The organism is Aquabacter albus (assembly GCF_040049275.1).
In the GTDB taxonomy this organism is placed as follows: domain Bacteria; phylum Pseudomonadota; class Alphaproteobacteria; order Rhizobiales; family Xanthobacteraceae; genus Aquabacter.
In genome coordinates, this window is the sequence record NZ_JBDZDT010000004.1 from 1 (window position 1) to 15,981 (window position 15,981).

Annotated in this window: 17 protein-coding genes and 1 pseudogene; 10 read left to right on the top strand and 8 right to left on the bottom strand. The window is 69.1% G+C overall.

What is annotated here, in order from left to right:
• Positions 1-115, top strand: a pseudogene (locus ABLE91_RS09690) (IS5/IS1182 family transposase); the annotation flags it as partial.
• Positions 116-385: 270 nt separating this feature from the next.
• Positions 386-1,849 carry a lipopolysaccharide biosynthesis protein gene (locus tag ABLE91_RS09695; RefSeq protein ID WP_348930612.1) on the top strand — a complete coding sequence of 488 codons (1,464 nt, stop codon included), beginning with the start codon at positions 386-388 and terminating at the stop codon, positions 1,847-1,849.
• 13 nt (positions 1,850-1,862) lie between these two features.
• Here ABLE91_RS09695 and hpt read toward each other — a convergent pair whose 3' ends face one another.
• Positions 1,863-2,399: a hypoxanthine phosphoribosyltransferase gene (gene hpt / locus ABLE91_RS09700; protein WP_510181928.1), complete on the bottom strand. Its 537-nt coding sequence runs from the start codon at positions 2,397-2,399 to the stop codon at positions 1,863-1,865.
• A 144-nt stretch (positions 2,400-2,543) separates the two neighbouring features.
• Between hpt and ftsE the strand changes: the two genes are divergently transcribed.
• The 5 genes from ftsE to ABLE91_RS09725 all read left to right on the top strand — a co-directional run bounded on the left by ftsE (position 2,544) and on the right by ABLE91_RS09725 (position 6,301).
• Positions 2,544-3,203: a cell division ATP-binding protein FtsE gene (gene ftsE / locus ABLE91_RS09705; protein WP_348930614.1), complete on the top strand. Its 660-nt coding sequence runs from the start codon at positions 2,544-2,546 to the stop codon at positions 3,201-3,203.
• On the top strand, positions 3,190-4,152 hold the full coding sequence (locus ABLE91_RS09710) for a cell division protein FtsX (RefSeq protein WP_348930615.1): 963 nt from the start codon (positions 3,190-3,192) through the stop codon (positions 4,150-4,152). Before ftsE ends, ABLE91_RS09710 begins: the two co-directional genes overlap by 14 nt.
• Before the next feature lie 183 nt (positions 4,153-4,335).
• On the top strand, positions 4,336-4,998 hold the full coding sequence (locus ABLE91_RS09715; RefSeq protein ID WP_348931189.1) for a YdcF family protein: 663 nt from the start codon (positions 4,336-4,338) through the stop codon (positions 4,996-4,998).
• A gap of 79 nt (positions 4,999-5,077) precedes the next feature.
• On the top strand, positions 5,078-5,866 hold the full coding sequence (locus ABLE91_RS09720; protein WP_348930616.1) for a lysophospholipid acyltransferase family protein: 789 nt from the start codon (positions 5,078-5,080) through the stop codon (positions 5,864-5,866).
• A 33-nt stretch (positions 5,867-5,899) separates the two neighbouring features.
• The gene (locus ABLE91_RS09725; protein WP_348930617.1) at positions 5,900-6,301 is read left to right on the top strand and encodes a hypothetical protein; all 402 of its coding nucleotides are present in this window, start codon (positions 5,900-5,902) and stop codon (positions 6,299-6,301) included.
• A gap of 158 nt (positions 6,302-6,459) precedes the next feature.
• Here ABLE91_RS09725 and ABLE91_RS09730 read toward each other — a convergent pair whose 3' ends face one another.
• Positions 6,460-7,014 (bottom strand): gamma-glutamylcyclotransferase, encoded by a 555-nt coding sequence (locus ABLE91_RS09730; protein ID WP_348930618.1) that lies wholly within the window; start codon positions 7,012-7,014, stop codon positions 6,460-6,462.
• Positions 7,015-7,099: 85 nt separating this feature from the next.
• Here ABLE91_RS09730 and ABLE91_RS09735 point away from each other — a divergent pair, with 85 nt between their 5' ends.
• Positions 7,100-8,170: a DUF2125 domain-containing protein gene (locus tag ABLE91_RS09735; protein ID WP_348930619.1), complete on the top strand. Its 1,071-nt coding sequence runs from the start codon at positions 7,100-7,102 to the stop codon at positions 8,168-8,170.
• 210 nt (positions 8,171-8,380) lie between these two features.
• Here the strand turns inward: ABLE91_RS09735 and ABLE91_RS09740 are convergent, their stop codons facing one another.
• Complete coding sequence (locus ABLE91_RS09740; RefSeq protein ID WP_348930620.1) at positions 8,381-8,956, bottom strand: helix-turn-helix domain-containing protein; 576 nt, start codon at positions 8,954-8,956, stop codon at positions 8,381-8,383.
• 80 nt (positions 8,957-9,036) lie between these two features.
• Here ABLE91_RS09740 and ABLE91_RS09745 point away from each other — a divergent pair, with 80 nt between their 5' ends.
• A complete protein-coding gene (locus tag ABLE91_RS09745) occupies positions 9,037-9,951 on the top strand; it encodes a DMT family transporter (RefSeq protein WP_348930621.1) in 915 nt (304 codons plus the stop codon).
• Between the two features lies 1 nt (position 9,952).
• Here the strand turns inward: ABLE91_RS09745 and ABLE91_RS09750 are convergent, their stop codons facing one another.
• Genes ABLE91_RS09750 through ABLE91_RS09760 form a run of 3 tightly spaced genes read right to left on the bottom strand, consistent with a single transcriptional unit; the run spans position 9,953 to position 12,879 of the window.
• Positions 9,953-10,885 carry a prephenate/arogenate dehydrogenase family protein gene (locus ABLE91_RS09750; protein WP_348930622.1) on the bottom strand — a complete coding sequence of 311 codons (933 nt, stop codon included), beginning with the start codon at positions 10,883-10,885 and terminating at the stop codon, positions 9,953-9,955.
• Positions 10,882-12,006, bottom strand: a complete 1,125-nt coding sequence (locus tag ABLE91_RS09755) for a pyridoxal phosphate-dependent aminotransferase (RefSeq protein ID WP_348930623.1) — start codon at positions 12,004-12,006, stop codon at positions 10,882-10,884. The genes ABLE91_RS09750 and ABLE91_RS09755 overlap by 4 nt, the downstream gene beginning before the upstream one ends.
• A gap of 15 nt (positions 12,007-12,021) precedes the next feature.
• Positions 12,022-12,879 (bottom strand): chorismate mutase, encoded by an 858-nt coding sequence (locus ABLE91_RS09760; RefSeq protein ID WP_348930624.1) that lies wholly within the window; start codon positions 12,877-12,879, stop codon positions 12,022-12,024.
• Positions 12,880-13,046: 167 nt separating this feature from the next.
• On the opposite strand from ABLE91_RS09760, the gene ABLE91_RS09765 reads away from it, so the two are divergent.
• Positions 13,047-14,069 carry a GNAT family N-acetyltransferase gene (locus ABLE91_RS09765; protein WP_348930625.1) on the top strand — a complete coding sequence of 341 codons (1,023 nt, stop codon included), beginning with the start codon at positions 13,047-13,049 and terminating at the stop codon, positions 14,067-14,069.
• Here the strand turns inward: ABLE91_RS09765 and ABLE91_RS09770 are convergent, their stop codons facing one another.
• Together ABLE91_RS09770 and ABLE91_RS09775 are read right to left on the bottom strand one after the other, a co-directional pair.
• Complete coding sequence (locus tag ABLE91_RS09770) at positions 14,070-14,999, bottom strand: glycosyltransferase (RefSeq protein ID WP_348930626.1); 930 nt, start codon at positions 14,997-14,999, stop codon at positions 14,070-14,072. It lies immediately after the preceding gene.
• Positions 15,000-15,011: 12 nt separating this feature from the next.
• Positions 15,012-15,980 carry a glycosyltransferase gene (locus tag ABLE91_RS09775; RefSeq protein WP_348930627.1) on the bottom strand — a complete coding sequence of 323 codons (969 nt, stop codon included), beginning with the start codon at positions 15,978-15,980 and terminating at the stop codon, positions 15,012-15,014.
• Between the last annotated feature and the right edge of the window lies 1 nt (position 15,981).

A 15,981-nucleotide genomic window follows, 5' to 3' on the forward strand; every position in this document is an offset into this window, starting at 1 on the left:
CCTCTGGTGTCGGCTCAAGGACTGGCGACGCATTGCTACCCGATACGACAAGCTTGCCGCCAACTACCTCGCAGGTGCCTACATTGCCGCCGTCATTGCATTCTGGTGCGATTGAGTCCCGACCCTAACCCTCCCCCGCAAGCGGGAGAGGGAATCCCGCAACGATTCTGCCCAAGGGGAGAGCGGCAAGGCATTGTCGTTTGCCCCCTCCCGCCTTGACGCTTCGCGACGCCCCGCCTACGCCTGCCTCATGCCGAGGCGCGTCATCGCTCATGTCCGACCTTAAGGAAATTCCGACGGCGCAAAGCGTGCTGTCGCATGGCGCGGCGAAGCCTGCCCGGCGCCCTATCCCCCGCACCCGCCGATCCGAGGCTGAGCCCGCGCCATGCTGTCCCGCCTGACGTCCCGCGCCAGCCTCCTGTGGAAGCCCGGCCCGCTGCGCGAAAGCCTGTTCTATGCCACCGGCCTGATCGCGACCCGCGCCATCAGCCTTCTCATGCTGCCGGTCAACACGCACTTCCTCGACCTCAGCGAATATGGGCGCCTGGAAGTGCTGATGGCGCTGGCCGACGTGGGTGCCGTGGTGTTCGGCCTCGCACTTCCCACCACCCTCAGCCGCTTCGTGGGCACCGCGCAGGACTGGGAGAAAAGGCGCGAGGTGTGCGCCCACATCTTCGCCGTCGCCATCCTCACCTCGGCGGTCCTGGCGGCGGCGGGGTTTGCGGCGGCCGGCGAGATCGCGCGGCTGCTGCCCGGCGATCCCAACGTCACCGAGGTGCGCCTGCTGGTGGTGACGCTCTCCATGGAAGGCCTGCTCGGGGTCGGCCTCACCTGGCTGCGCATCCGGGGCGCGGCGGGCACCTTCTTCACCGTCAGCATTGCGCGCGCCCTTCTCTTCGCCAGCCTTTCGGCCACCTTCCTCGTGTCCGGCTTCGGCCTCGTGGGCGTGCTGGCGGCGGGCTCCATCGCGACGGTGGCCCAGGGCATCGCCGTGGGCATCATCGTGCTGCGCGAGACGGGGGTGCGGGTGCGGGGCATCGAATGGTGGCCGCTCACCATCTTCTCCGGCCCGCTTTTGCTCTCGGCCCTCGCCATGTTCGCGCTCGGCAGCCTCGACCGCTGGTTCCTGGCGGACACGGTGGGCACCGCGGAACTGGGCATCTACGGCGTCGCCGTACGCATCGGCGCCATGACGGCGGTGCTGCTCCAGCCGTTCCACATGTGGTGGTTTCCGAAGCGCTTCATCGTGCTCTACGAGCCCCACGGCGTGCCGCGCAGCGCCCATGTGGTGGGGCTCGGCATCGTCATCACCATCCTCGGCGCGGTGGCGGTCTCCCTCGGCGGCCCCCTGGTGATCCAGGTGATGACGCCGGCCGCCTACCATCCCGCCATCTATCTCATTCCCTGGATCGCCCTCATCTATGCGGTGCAGGAGACCACCAGCCTGCTGGAACTGGGCAGCTTCCTGCGGCGCGACGGCTTCGTGCCGCTTGCCACGAACGCCTTCGCTGCCGTCGTGGTGGTGGCGCTCTATACGCTGCTGATCCCCCGCTATGGCGTCGCCGGCGCCATCGCCGCGACCCTCATCGCCCAGTGCGCGCGCTGCGTGGTGGTGCATGTGGTGTCGCAATACTACATGCGCCTGCCCTATGATTTCGGCCGGCTGGGCATGGTGCTGGCGGTGGCCGCCGTCACCACCGCCGCGTCCTTCGCGCTCCTGCCTGATTTCTGGGTGTTCATCGGCGGCGCCATCGCCGTGCCGGCCACGGCGGCCACGGCCTATGCGTTGGGGCTACTCGCGCCCTACAGGCCACCGGTGGAAGAAGCCGCGCAGGCCGTCGGCGCATAGGGCGCGGAAGGCCTCAGTCGAGCCCTTCGACCACGCCGATATACGGCAATTGCCGGAAGGCGTGGGCCACGTCCATGCCGTAGCCCACCACGAACAGGTCCGGGCAGTCGAAGCCGACGAAGTCGGGGTTCACCTGCACCGCCCGCTTGCCGGGCTTCTCCAGCAGCACGCACACCAGGACGCGCCGCGCGCCGCGCGCCGCCAGCAAATCCTTGGCGAAGGCCAGGGTGCGGCCGGATTCCAGGATGTCGTCCACCAGCAGCACGTCGCGGTCGCGCACGTCGCTTTCCACGTCGCGCAGGATCTCCACCTGGCCGGAAGAGACGGTAGCCTCGCGATAGGACGACAGATGCAGGAACTCCACCTCCGGCGTCTGCCCGGAGGCATGCAGCGCGCGGATGAGGTCCGCGGCGAACACGAACGAGCCTTTCAGCACGGCCAGCACCAGCAGCCGGTCCGGCTTCGCGGCGGCGATCTCGTCGGCCAGCTCGCGGTTGCGGGCGGCGATGCGGTTCTCGTCGAACAGGACCTTGACCGGCGGTAAAGACATCATTCCTCTCGCGTTGCGGGACGAGCATGGACCGGCGGCCCGCCGCCGTCCAGCGCACGCGACGTGCGCAGCGGTCCCAAAGCGGGCCGGGTCGGTCTATGGTGACAAGAGGCCGCGCCGGCGATTCGCTTCAAGGTGGGGATTTTGGTCCGCTTCGAAAATGTCGGGTTGAGATACGGGATGGGGCCGGAGGTGCTGAAGGACGTGACCTTCGGCATCGAGCCCAATTCGTTCCAGTTCCTGACCGGCCCGTCGGGCGCGGGCAAGACCACGCTCATGCGCCTGCTCTTCCTCTCGCTGAAGCCGACGCGCGGGCTCATCACCCTGTTCGGCCGCGACGTGTCCTCGCTGGACCCGGACGAGGTGGCGGTGATCCGCCGGCGCATCGGCATCGTGTTCCAGGATTTCCGCCTGCTGGACCACCTCACCACCTATGAGAACGTGGCGCTGCCCTTGCGGATCCTGGGCAAGGAGGAGACAAGCTACCGGGCGGAAGTCTCAGAGATCCTCCATTGGGTCGGCCTCGGCGACCGCATGCACGTGCTCCCCCCCGTGCTCTCCGGCGGCGAGAAGCAGCGCGCCGCCATCGCCCGCGCGCTCATCGGGCGCCCCGAATTCCTCCTGGCGGACGAACCCACCGGAAACGTGGACCCCACCTTGGCGCGCCGCCTGCTCAGGCTGTTCGTGGAGCTGAACAAGTCCGGTACCTCGGTGCTGCTGGCGACCCACGACATCGCGCTCATGGACCAGTTCGACGCCCGCCGCCTCGTGATCTCGGACGGACGCCTCTATGTCTACGACTGAGACCGCCCGCACAGAACCGGACCTCCAGGCGGAAGGCCGCCGCGCCAGCGGGCGGGGCCGGGGGCTCACGCCCATCGTGCCGCGCGCGACCGTGGCGGGGCGTGCGCTGGTGGCGGTGGTGGCCATCATGACCTTCCTCGCCAGCCTCACCGTGGGCACGGTGATGGCGGTGCGCAGCACCGCGCAGAACTGGCGCAGCGACATCGCGCGCGAAGTCACCATCCAGATCCGCGCCGGCGATGTGGCCTCCGTGGACGCGCAGGTGAAGATGGCGACCGATATCGCCACTCAGACACCCGGCGTCGCCGGCGCCCATGTGCTCACGGGCGATGAAACCTCGCGGCTGCTGGAGCCCTGGCTCGGCACCGGCCTCGACCTTGCGGACCTGCCTGTGCCGCGAATCATCGTTCTGCGGCTCGATGCGGACACGCCGCCGGACCTCGTGCGGCTGCGCCGCACCCTCACCGACCGCATCCCGACCGCGACGCTGGACGACCACCGCTCCTGGTCGCGACGCCTCGGCGCCATGGCGGAAGGCGTGATGGTGACCGGCCTCGGCCTGCTGGTGCTGGTGACCACCGCCACCGTTCTCTCGGTGGTGTTCGCCACCCGCGCGGCCGTGGCCACCAACCGGACCGTGGTGGAGGTGCTGCATTTCGTCGGCGCCCGCGACGGCTTCATCGCCTCCCAGTTCCAGCGCCACTTCCTGAAGATCGGCGCGGAAGGTGGGCTCATCGGCGGCGTGGCGGCCTGCCTGCTGTTCGTCTCCATCGCCATGCTGCCGCGGCTCGGCTTCGGCGGGGACCCGGAAAACCCGTCCGTCCTCACCTGGCTGCATCCCGGCATCTGGGGCTTTGCCGGCATTGCGGCGGCGGTCATCGTGGTGGCGTGCGTGACCGCCCTTACCTCGCGGGTCACCGTCTACCGCACGCTGCGCACCATCAAATAGGGCTCTGGGCGTGCGCTTTTCGGTAACCAAATCCGGCACCTGGTCCGGCAATGTAGGTTTTTCCTCGCCAGCGCCTCATTCGCCCGGCATTTTAGCAACATGACACCGGTCAACGGAGCAGTCGGACCGCAGGGGGCGGGTCTCGGCGGGGCGGCCCCGCAAAGGCGTTCAGCCGTGCGCAGCATGGTGCTCATCCTTGCTGCCCTCTTGGGCGTTTGCACCGCCGCCTTCCTCGGCGGCTTCGCCTTCTTCACGGCCCGCATCGCGAATCACGAGCCTGCCGCGCTCAAGCCGGCCGACGCCATCGTGGTGCTCACCGGCGGCGCCTCGCGGGTGGCGGACGGGGTGCAGCTCCTCGCCGAGGGCCGGGGCCAGCGCCTTCTCATCTCCGGCGTGAACCGCGCCACCTCCGCCGAGGAGCTGCGCCGCACCTTGCCCAATGGCGAGACCCTGCTGGATTGCTGCATCGACCTTGGCAAGAAGGCGCTCAACACCTGGGGCAATGCCATCGAGGCGGCGGAATGGGCGCGCACCCGGAAATTCCGGTCGCTGGTGGTGGTGACCTCCGCCTGGCACATGCCGCGCGCGCTCTTCGAGCTCGGCCGGGCGCTGCCGGACGTGGAGCTCATCACCTATCCCGTGGTGACGGACCGCATGCTGGACGCCGACTGGTGGACCGAGCCCCAGACCGCCAAGCTGCTGCTGAAGGAATACATCAAATACCTGATGGCCCACGCCAAGATCCGCCCGCTGCAGGCGGTGGCGCCCGCCACCCCGCCGGCCACGCCGGCCGAGGAGCCCGCCGCGGCGCCGCGCGCCCCCGGCCCCCAGGCCGCCGCGCACTGACATAGTCGCGCCGCCGAATTCGCGCTATGGACCGCCCGCCGCCCGCGCGGCCGCCTTTGCGCCATTCCGGGGACCCTCCTTGATCCTGCTGCGATCGATCCTGTTCCAGGCCGCGTTCTACGCCGTGACCATCTTCTACGGCATCGTGCTGCTGCCCTTCCTGCTCATGCCGCGCCGCTGGCTGTGGCAGGGCGTCCTCACCTGGATCCGCTCCTGCCTTTTGGTGGTGCGCTATGTGGGCGGCATCCGCACCGAGATCACCGGCAAAGAGAATATTCCCGACGGCCCGCTGCTGGTGGCGGCGAAGCACCAGTCCGCCTGGGAGACCCTGGCGCTGCTGCTGCTGTTCAAGGACCCCACCTTCATCTTGAAGCGGGAATTGACCTGGATCCCCATTTTCGGCTGGTACCTCGCCCGCGCCGGCATGATCCCGGTGGACCGGGGCGCCAAGGCCGTGGCGCTGAAGACCATGACCGAGCGCGCCGTGGCCGAGCTCGCCAAGGGCCGGCAGATCCTGATCTTCCCCGAGGGCACGCGCCGCCCGCCAGGGGCGCCGCCCCAGTACAAGTTCGGCGTGGCCCACCTCTATGCCAGCCTGCGCGTGCCATGCCTGCCCGTCGGGCTCAATTCGGGCGTGTTCTGGCCGCGCCGCAAGCCACTGCGCGCCGGCACCATCCGCGCCGAGATCCTGCCCGCCATCCCCGCCGGCCTGCCGCGCGGGGTGTTCGCGGCGCGCATCGAGCGCGAGATCGAGGCCTCCAGCGACCGCCTCATCGCCCAGGGTTGGGCCGAGCTGGGAGAAGGGCCGGAAGAGAACGGTAAGGTTACGGATTTATCCCCACTATCCCCCCCTGTGGAAAAGTCTTGATCTGGGGATAAGTCGTGTTCTAGTTTCGTTCTCATGAATGCGACTGATTCGTTCCTCGTTCCCCTGGTCGACGCGGGTCGTCTCTCTGGTTTGAAAGGCGGTCCCCTCGGCCCACGCTTCCGCTTCTGGCGCGACCAGGAGGGCCGGAGGCATGTGTTCTCGGTCTATGAGACCGAGGCGGCGCCGGACTATCCCGACGCTTTGGCCGTGGTGACGCGGCGCACCCCTGCCGGTCCCATCGCCATCTGGGCGGGCCCGACCGGTGAACCCGCACGCAAGGCGGCCGCACGGTTCCTTGCGGAAGAAATCCACATTCACGTCTTCGGCGAGGACCCGCCCGCCACGCTCCGCGCCCTCCTCACCCCGCCGCTTCCGCGGCAGAGAGAACGAACCGTGGCGCTTCCGATGGTGCGCGACCGCCGGCACGCGGCCTAAACCCTGAAGGCCACAGAACTCCCTCTCCCGCTTGCGGGGGAGGGTTGGGGAGGGGGCTCTCAAGCAGAGCTGCCACCGCCAAGGTCTGAATATCCCGCCGTTTCCCCCTCCCTGCCCTCCCCCGCAAGCGGGAGAGGGTGAGAACCAAGACGGCGCAGCTATTCGTGCCCTTCCCGCAGTTTATGCGCGATCCAACCGAGGCCGGGATCGATGATCCCCATGGCTTTCAGCTCGCCCACGGTGGAGAGCACATAATCCCGGTTCGCGCCGGATTTGCCGTGGGCAGCGCGCACCAGACGGAACTGGGCTTCCAGGTCGAGGCCCTTGGCATATTGGGGATGGGCACGGTCCACGAGATAGACCACCGCCGCCGCCTCCCGCTGCGAACCGTCGAGGAGATGGATGCGCCGCGCGCTCTCCCGGTAGACGCCGGAAATCTGTTCCCGCGCCGTGAGATAGGCGTGGGTCTCGTGCCAGTCCGCCCCGGCGACGCGGTAGGCGACGCCCCGGCATGAGCCGCCGAGATCGAGGCCGAGCACGAGGCCCGGCTGTTGCTGGGTGCCCCGGTGGTGGAAGGAATAGACGCACAGCGCCCGGTGCGCGCCGATGAGGCGCGCCTCCACCCGCTCCGCGAACGGGAAACCGGGGTTCCACATGAGGGAGCCGTAGCCGAACACCCAATGGTCGTGCGCGGGATGTGAGGGATCGTTCACAGGGGGATGCATTGACAAAAAGGCCGATCCCGTCGCCTAACAGCGCCTTCCCTCCCCTGCAAGCCAAGATGGACCAGGAAGGCGCATGACCGACACGCAAGCCGCGCCGCGCCGCCGGGGCAAGCCCTGGATCGTCGCCGTCCCGCTGATTCTCGTCCTCGCTCTCGGGGCATGCTGGTGCGGCGTTTGGTTCTATGCCGCCTCGCGCGCGGAACGCGAGATCGACGCCTGGATCGCCCGGGAGAACCTTCTCGGACGTGTCTGGAGCTGCGCGGAGCGCAGCCTCGGCGGCTTCCCCTTCCGCTTCGAGATCCTCTGCCGCGAGCCGAGCCTCGTGACGCGCGGCTCCGGCGATCCGTTCCGCATCACCACTGCCAACGCCCATGTGGTGGCGCAGGTGTGGGCGCCGAATCACATCGTCGCCGAGTTCGCCTCCCCCGCGAAGGTTGAGGACACCGCCACCGGGCAGGTCTATGGCGCCACCTGGTCGCTGCTCCAGATGAGCGGCATCGGCGACATGAGCGGCACCCCCCAACGCATCTCTCTGTCGGTGGACAATCCGGCCGTGCAGCTCACCCCCGGCGACACCGCGGCCGCACCCCTCTTCACCGCCAAGCATTTCGAGGCCCATGCCCGCCGCAGCCCCGCCGCCAGCAATGCCGGCCCGGACGGCGTCGACTATGCGTTCGGCCTCGTGGATGGCCAAAACCCCGCGCTGGCAAACGCGGGCACCGCCGGCCCCGTGAACCTGATGCTCCAGGGCAGCGTCTCGGCGGTGGACAATCTGAAGCCCATGTCGGTGGCCGAGCGCATCAAGGCCTGGGCGGCCGCCAACGGCACGCTCAAGGTGGACGCGTTCCAGGTGACGACCCCCAAGGCCGCGGTCTCGGCCAACGGGGCGCTGGGGGTGGACCCCCAGGGGCGGCTCTTCGGCGCGGTCAATATCGGCTTTGCCGGTGTAGACGAGCTGGTGAAGAACCTTGCCCGCAGCGGCGTCATCGCGCCGGAGATGGCCAGCATCATCGGAGCCGTGGCCATGGCGGGCAAGCCGGGCGACGTCGCCGGCCGCAAGGGCGCCACCTTCGCCATCACGCTGAAGGACGGCACGGTCCAGCTCGGCAAGTACCCGGTGGGCATCATCCCGCCGCTGTTCTGAGCGCGTCCGGAACTCAGGACTCAATCTGCGCCTCTTCTCTTACGTCATGCCCGGGCTTGTCCCGGGCATCCACGCCTCTCCCTTAAGCCGCGCCTAGCGGAGCCCCGTGGATGGCATGGAAGTCGGCTGTTGCCGACTTCCAACCTTAAAGACCGAAGTCGGAAGTATCCGACTTTGGGACAAGCCCGGCCATGACAGCGTCCAAAGCCCTCACAGCACCACGTTGCGGAGGAAGCGCAGGACGCCCTTTCCGCCGTTCACGAAGGCATAGGGCTCCGCGCTGGAGAAGATGAGGAAGTCGCCGGCTTCCACCCGGCGCAGGCCGTCGCTCATCTCCATGTCGAGCGTGCCTTCTATGACGAAGACCATCTCGCTCCACGCGCCCGAGCCGGCCTCCCCCTCATAGCGCTCCCCGGCGCCCAGCGCCCAGGTCCACATCTCCGTCTCCCGCGTCGCCGGTGCGGTACCGAGCAGTACGGCGCGGCTTTCGGGTGTCTCGCCCTGCCACAGAAGGCTACGGATGCGCGAGCCGTCCGACGCCTCCGCGGGGCGCACCACATGGGAGAAGCTGGTGCCCAAGGCCGCCGCCAGACGGTCCAGGTTGGAGAGGCTGATGTTCGCCTCCCCGGATTCGATGCCGACGATCATGCGCCGGCTAAGGCCGGAGGCGGCGGCCAGCGCCGCCTGGCTCATTCCGGCCGCCTGCCGCAGCCGGCGGACATTGTCGCCGACGCAGGCGAGGACATCGGGACGCTCCGGGGACGACTCCTGCTCTTGACTGCGCATTATATTGCTCATATGTGATGCGCACTATGTTGCACACCAACATTCCCGACCAAGCGGAACCCCTCAGAGACCGCGCCCCTATGTCTGCGCCGCGCGCCGCCTGGACGCAACTGGCGGCGAAGATGGGCGGCACGCGCGGCAGCGAGGCCGCGCTGGTCGGCATCACCATGATCTGGGGCACCACCTTCCTCGTGGTGCATCAGGCCCTGACGGTGACCGGCCCTCTCATGCTCATCGGCCTGCGCTTCGGCGTAGCGGCGCTGGTGCTCGCCGTCATCTTCGCACCGGCGATGCGGGGCCTGACGCGGCGGGAAGTGTTCGCCGGTACGCTCGTGGGCATCGGCATCTTCCTCGGCTACACGCTCCAGGCCTATGGGATGCAGACCATCCCCTCCAGCAAGTCAGCCTTCATCACCGCGCTCTACGTGCCGCTGGTGCCCCTGCTGCAATGGGCGGTGATGCGCAAGCCGCCGCATGCCATGGCCTGGGTGGGCGTCGGGCTCGCCTTTGCCGGCCTCGTGCTTCTGGCAGGGCCGGACGGCACTTCCCTCGGCCTCGGCCGGGGCGAGCTGCTGACCATGATCGCCACCCTCGCCATCGCGGTCGAGATCATCCTGGTCGGCCTGTTCGCGGGGCAGGTGAATGTGCGGCGGGTGAGTGTGGTGCAGCTCATGGTCGCCTCCCTCCTCGCCTTCGCCCTGATGCCGGTGACGGGGGAAGAGATGCCGCACTTCTCCTGGTTCCTGGTGGCGGTGACGGTAGGCCTCGGCCTCGCCTCGGGTGTCATCCAGGTCACCATGAACTGGGCGCAGAAGCGCGTGTCGCCTACCCGCGCCACCCTCATCTATGCCGGCGAGCCGGTCTGGGCCGGGCTCGTGGGCCGCCTTGCCGGCGAACGCCTGCCGGCCCTGGCGCTGGTGGGCGCCGGGCTCATCGTGCTGGGTGTGATCGTCAGCGAGCTGCGCCTCTCCCGCCGAGGCGCGCGCAAGGACTGACCTATTCGGCCGCCCCCGGAACGGAACGGCGGCCGAAGTCCGGCGCCGCCGTCTCCTGGCCCTGCTCGATGATGGAGCGGCGGATGGCGCGGGTGCGGGCAAAATGATCGAACAGCGCCTGCCCGTCCCCGTAGCGGATGGCCCGCTGGAGTGAGGACAGGTCCTCGTTGAACCGGCCCAGCATCTCCAGCACCGCCTCGCGGTTATAGAGGAACACGTCGCGCCACATGGTGGGGTCGGAGGCGGCGATGCGGGTGAAGTCGCGGAAGCCGCCGGCGGAGAACTTGATCACCTCGGAGGTCAGCGTCTGCTCCAGATGGTCCGCCGTGCCGACGATGTTGTAGGCGATGAGGTGCGGCACGTGGCTGGTGATGGCGAGCACCAGATCGTGGTGCTTCGCCGTCATGGCCTCCACGTTCGCGCCCATGCCGCGCCAGAGCGCGGCGAGCCGCTCCACCGCCGCCGCGTCGGCCTCTTCCGGCGGGGTGATGATGCACCAGCGGTTCTCGAACAGGCTGGCAAAGCCCGCATCGGGGCCGGAGAATTCCGTGCCCGCCACCGGGTGGGCGGGAATGAGATGGGCATGGGCCGGAATATGGGGCGCCATGGCTTCCACCACCGCGCCCTTCACCGAGCCCACGTCCGAGACGATGGCGCCCGGCTTCAGGACCGGGCCGATCTCCGCCGCCACCGCGCCTGAGGCACCCACGGGCACGCAGGCGATGACGATGTCGGCATCCCGTGCCGCCTCCGCCGCCGTCTCCGGCACCACATCGGCAAATCCAAGTTCACACACCCGCGCCCGCACGGTCGCGTCGGCATCGCTGACCACGACGGTGCGCGCCAGCCCCTTCTCCTTTGCCGCGCGGGCGATGGAGGAGCCGATGAGGCCGGCGCCGATGATGGCAAGGCGGCCGATGGTCTCCACGCTCACGCTTTGGCTCCGCTCAGGAAGTCCGAAAGCGCCTGGATGGTGAGGACGTTGGCCTCCTCCGAGCCCACCGTCATGCGCAGCGCGTTCGGCAGTCCATAGGCTCCCACCTGGCGCAGGATCAGCCCGCGCGAGACGAGGAAGGCATCGGCGGCGGCGCGGCGCGCGGCATCCTCGAAATGGATCAGCACGAAGTTCGCCACCGACGGCGTCACTTCCAGCCCCAGTGCCCGGACCTTCTCGGTGATCTTGGGCAGCCAGTGGTCATTGTGCGCGACGGAGTGCTCCACATGGGCAAGGTCGGCCACCGCGGCCGCGCCGGCGGCAATGGCCGGGCCGCTCACGTTGAAGGGGCCGCGCACCCGGTTGAGGGCGTCGATCACATGCGCCGGCCCCACCGCCCAGCCCAGCCGCAGCGCCGCGAGCCCGTGGATCTTGGAGAAAGTCCGCGTCATCAGCACGTTGGGCACTTCGAGCGACAGATCGAGGCCGGGATCGTAGTCCGGCAGGCGCAGATATTCCGAATAGGCGCCGTCCAACACCAGCAGCACGTTTCCCGGCAAGGCGCGGTGCAGGCGCAGCACCTCCGAATAGGGAATGTAGGTGCCGGTAGGGTTGTTGGGGTTCGCCAGGAAAATGACGCGGGTGCGCGGGGTCACGCAGGCGAGAATGGCGTCCACGTCGGCGGTATAGCCGCGCTCGGCCGCCACCACCGGCGTCGCCCCGGCCGCGAGGGTGGCGATGCGGTAGACCAGGAAGCCGTATTGGGTGAACACGCATTCGTCGCCGGGCCCGAGATAGGCCTTGGCGGCGAGCGCCAGAAGCTCGTCGGAGCCGGCGCCGCAGATGATGCGCTCCGGGTCGATGCCGTGCACCGCGCCGATGGCCTCGCGCAGCACGCGGGCGCTGCCGTCGGGATAATCGGCAAGATAGGGCGCCGCCTCAAGGTAGGCCGCGCGGGCGTGCGGGCTCGGCCCGAGGGATGTCTCGTTGGAGGAGAGCTTGAACACCTTCGCGACGCCCGGCGCCTCGCTGCGGCCGGGCACATAGGCGTCGATGGCCAGCACCCCGGCGCGCGGGGTGGGGGCGGCATGGATGACGTGATTGTGCGCGAGCGCGGACATTCGGGAACTCCAGGGCTACGGACGGGGGCGGCCGTCCGTGCCGAGACGGTAAGGGGCGGCGTGGCCGCCCACGAAGATCGAAGCGAGCACCTCGACGCCCGCCGCCATCAGGGCGCCGAGCGCATCATCGCGCTTTCCGGCGGGGACCGAGATCAGCAGCGCCGCCTCGGCAGCACTGCCGTCGGACGCGGCCAGAAGCTCCGCATGGCCGGCCGCGGCCGCGGCGGCGGCCGGCTTCCAGGCCGCCGCATGCACGCTCCACACCTCGATCTCGGTCACTGCCGCATCCGCAATGGGATGGCTCACCACGAAGGCGGGCAGGCCCGCCGGATGGTCGGCGCGCTCGACGAAGGGCAGGCGGGCGATGATCTTCGGCGCGGCCTCGCCTTCCAGCAGGCTCCACCAGGGATCGCCGCCGGGCAGCGCCACGGCCGGCAGAAGGCCGAGATCGCCGGTGGAGGCGGCCACCGCCTCGATCACGCCGCGCGGCCCCATATGGGGAATGAAGGGCGTGGTGAAGCCGAAATGGAAGCGGGCGCTGTCGCGCATGGTGGGCTCGCCCACCGAGAGGTCCGCATGCACCGAATACGGCGCCTGGACATAGGTGAAGGTGGAGATGATGACGCGCCAGATGCTCTCCACCGTGTCCAGCGGGAGCAGGCCGCCATGGCGGTCCACGAGGCGGCGCATCATGGCGGCCTCGCGGGCGGGCCGGAAGGCGGAGCCGCCCTCGCCGCCCTGGTGGCGCTTCACCGCCACGAGGCGGTCGATGATCTCGCCGCGCTCCATGAGGAGGCGGTGCATGCTCTCATCGATGCGGTCGATCTCGGCGCGCAGCTCGGCGAGGTCGGGGATAGGTGCGTTCTTTGTCATTTCGATCACGGAAACCGGGCCGTTCCTGTAACCTTGGTGGGGCACAAGATCAAAGCTTTGTTGGCGTGATGGCAATATCCGCCTTCCGGCGGTACCCGTTGACAGGCGGATTCCGCCCTCACCAATATCCCGCCGCCGGCGCTCCTCGGCGTTAAGGGAAATCGCACATGTCGCAGGAAGAGCCGGTCACGACGCCCCGCTGGACGCCGGAGCTGGCGGCGCGGGAGCATCTGCCTGCCATCAATGCGCTCTACGATGAAATCTGGGGTCCCGGGCGCCCGCAGGACTATCTCGGCTGGAAGCTGTTCGATGCCCCGTTCGACCCCATCCCGCCGGCGGTGGCCATGGACGGGGACCGCTGCGTCGGCGTCTATGCGGTGGTCTCGACGCCGCTGGTGCTGGACACGGAAAAGGTCATGGGCTGCCAGTCGGTGGACACCATGACCCACCCGGACTACCGGCGGCAAAACATGTCCGTGACCCTGGCGCGGTTCTGCTACGCCGAGGCGGAGCGGCGCGGCTTCCGGCTGGTCTACGGCATGCCGAACGAGAATTCCTACCCCATGTTCATGAAGAAGCTGGACTGGGTGCATGCGGACGAGGTGGTGCGCTGGGTGCGGCCCCTCATGGCGCCGGCGCGCCTTCCCGGAATGCTGGCCGCGCCGCTCAATGCCCTCATAAGCCTCCATGCCCGCCAGGGCCGCGACGGTGGCGCGACGGTCTCCCCCGTCACCGGCGCCACCCGGTTCATCCTGCCCCATGTCCCGCCCGCTCCAGCGCGCTGCGCCGTGGACAAGTCCGCCGCCTGGTTCGCCTGGCGCTATGCCGCAGAGCCGGGCGGCAACTATGAGCAGTTCATCCTCGGCGATCCCGACGCGCCCGACGCCCTCATCATCTTCACCGAACTCCGCGAGGGCGGCGCCCCCATCCTCCTCGTCCAGGAATGGCTGGCCGTGAGCGCCAAGCACCGGCTTGCGGCGATGAAGGCGCTGGTGGCGCTCGGCGCCGGGCGCGGTTGTGGGGCGGTGGTGCTCTACACCAACGACCTCCAGGCGGGCGTCCTGTTGCGCGGGGCCCTGTTCTTCCCGCGCGGCGGCATGCCCCTCGGGCTCACCGGCTTCGGTGCCTTCAAGGAGACGGCACCGGTGAAGGCGGGCCAGCTGGTGGTGCTGGGCGGCGACAAGGACTGATCATTTCAGCCGCAGCAGGCGCAGGAAATCCGCCGCCGCCTTCTTCCCCACCACGAAAGAGGGCGCGCACAGGAAGGCCGAAAGGTGGGTGCGCATGGCGTCGAAATGGCGCGCCTGCACCATGGCCGTCTCCGCATCGGCGATCAGCACCCGCGCCTGCGCCACCCCGCGCCAGGGCTGGGGCACGGCGGAGGGGTCCGGCACATTGGCCGCGAACACCTCGCGCATGGTGCGGGCCAGCTCGGCCATGTTCCGGCTGGTGGAGCCGGGGCGCACCAGATAGCGCGTGGCCCGGCGGGTGGAGCACCAGACCGGGCCGAGCTTCGCCAGCTTCAGCCACAGGTCCCAGTCCTCGCTGATGCGGTATCGCTCGTCGAACCCGCCCACCGCCGCGAGCGCGCTCTTGCGGGTGATGACTGCGGATGTGCCGCACACCATCTCCGCCAGCAGCATGGCGAAGGCGTTCTCGCCGAGCGGCAGCAGGCCGGAGCGGCCGGCAAGGAAGGCGCGGAACAGGGGCCAATAGTCGAACTGGTAGCCCACCAGCGTCCCGTCCGGCGTCACCGACATGACGTCGGCGAAGGTGAGCACGATGGACGGGTCCCCCTCCATCAGGGACAGCCGGTCGGCCAGGGCGCCGGGCAGATACTGGTCGTCGGCGTCGAGGAAGGCGATGATCTCGGCCGAAGCCGCTGCAATTCCGAGATTCCGGGCGGCCGCCACCCCTTTGGACGGGCCCGCCACCGGCCGCAGCAAGGGGTCGGCCTTCGCCGTCGCCTCGAGCCACGCGCCAGTGCCGTCGCTGGAGCCGTCGTCCACCACCACGATCTCCACCGCCCCCACATCCTGCGCGCGGATGCTGACGATGGCATCCGGCAGATAGGCGAGGCAGTCGCGGGACGGGATGACGACGCTGAGGCGGGGCGGCATGGCGGTCTTTCCTCAGGCGTAGGCTTGCGCGATCCGGTCGATGAGGCGCTGCACCAGCTCCGCCTCCCCGCCCAGGCGTTCGGCGCAGCGGCGGCCGGCCTCCGCCGTGCGCCGGCGCAGATCGTCGTCGCGCCAGGCGCGGTCGATCATGGCGGCGAGCGCTTGCGGGTCCTCCGGCGGCACGGCCAGGATCTCGTCGGTGAAGATGTCCGTCATGCCCGGCCCGGCGGAGCCGATGACGCACTTGCCGAGCCGCATGGCATTCAGCGCCGTGGAGATGCCCGAGGCGACGAAGCTCGCCTTGATCACCGGGATCACCACCAGTTTCGCCCGGCGCAGCATATCGAGCTGGGCGTTGGTGCCGCCGTCATCCTCCAGCTGCACCACGTTCGCGGGCAAGGCATCCAGCGGCCGTGTGAAGCGCGCGCCATGGCCGGCGAGGTGGGCCGGGTTCACCTTGGCGATGGCGGCAGGATAGGGCAGCCGCTCCACGGCGGAGAAGAAGGTGTCGAAATCCCGCATGGACCGGCCGAAGGTGAGCACGAACTCCTCGGTCAGCTCGGCCCTGTCCGCCGCCTCGAGATCGAGATTCACCTTGAACGGCACATAGGCGCAGCGCTCCGGCGGGATGCCGTAGACGTCCGTGACACCGCGCGCGTCGGCGAAGAAGTTGATGTAGAGGTCCGCGCGCGCGAGCAGCGGCCGCTTCACCAGATGCGACAGCCGGCTTTTGAGGGTGGAGGGCCGGCGGAAGATCAGGTCCATGGCCACGATGGGCCGGTTGAAGCCCGGCAGCAGCATGCGCGCCAGCACCAGCTGCATCACCGTGTGCGCATCGCCGTTGATCACGAACACCGCGTCGGGCCTTTTTGCGTGCGCTCGGAATTCCCCCAGCGAGCGGGCGATGACGGTCGCGCCCTCCACCCCGGACGCCGTCCGCCAGCGCGCGGGAAAGGCGTTGTAGTTGGTGACGATTAGCATG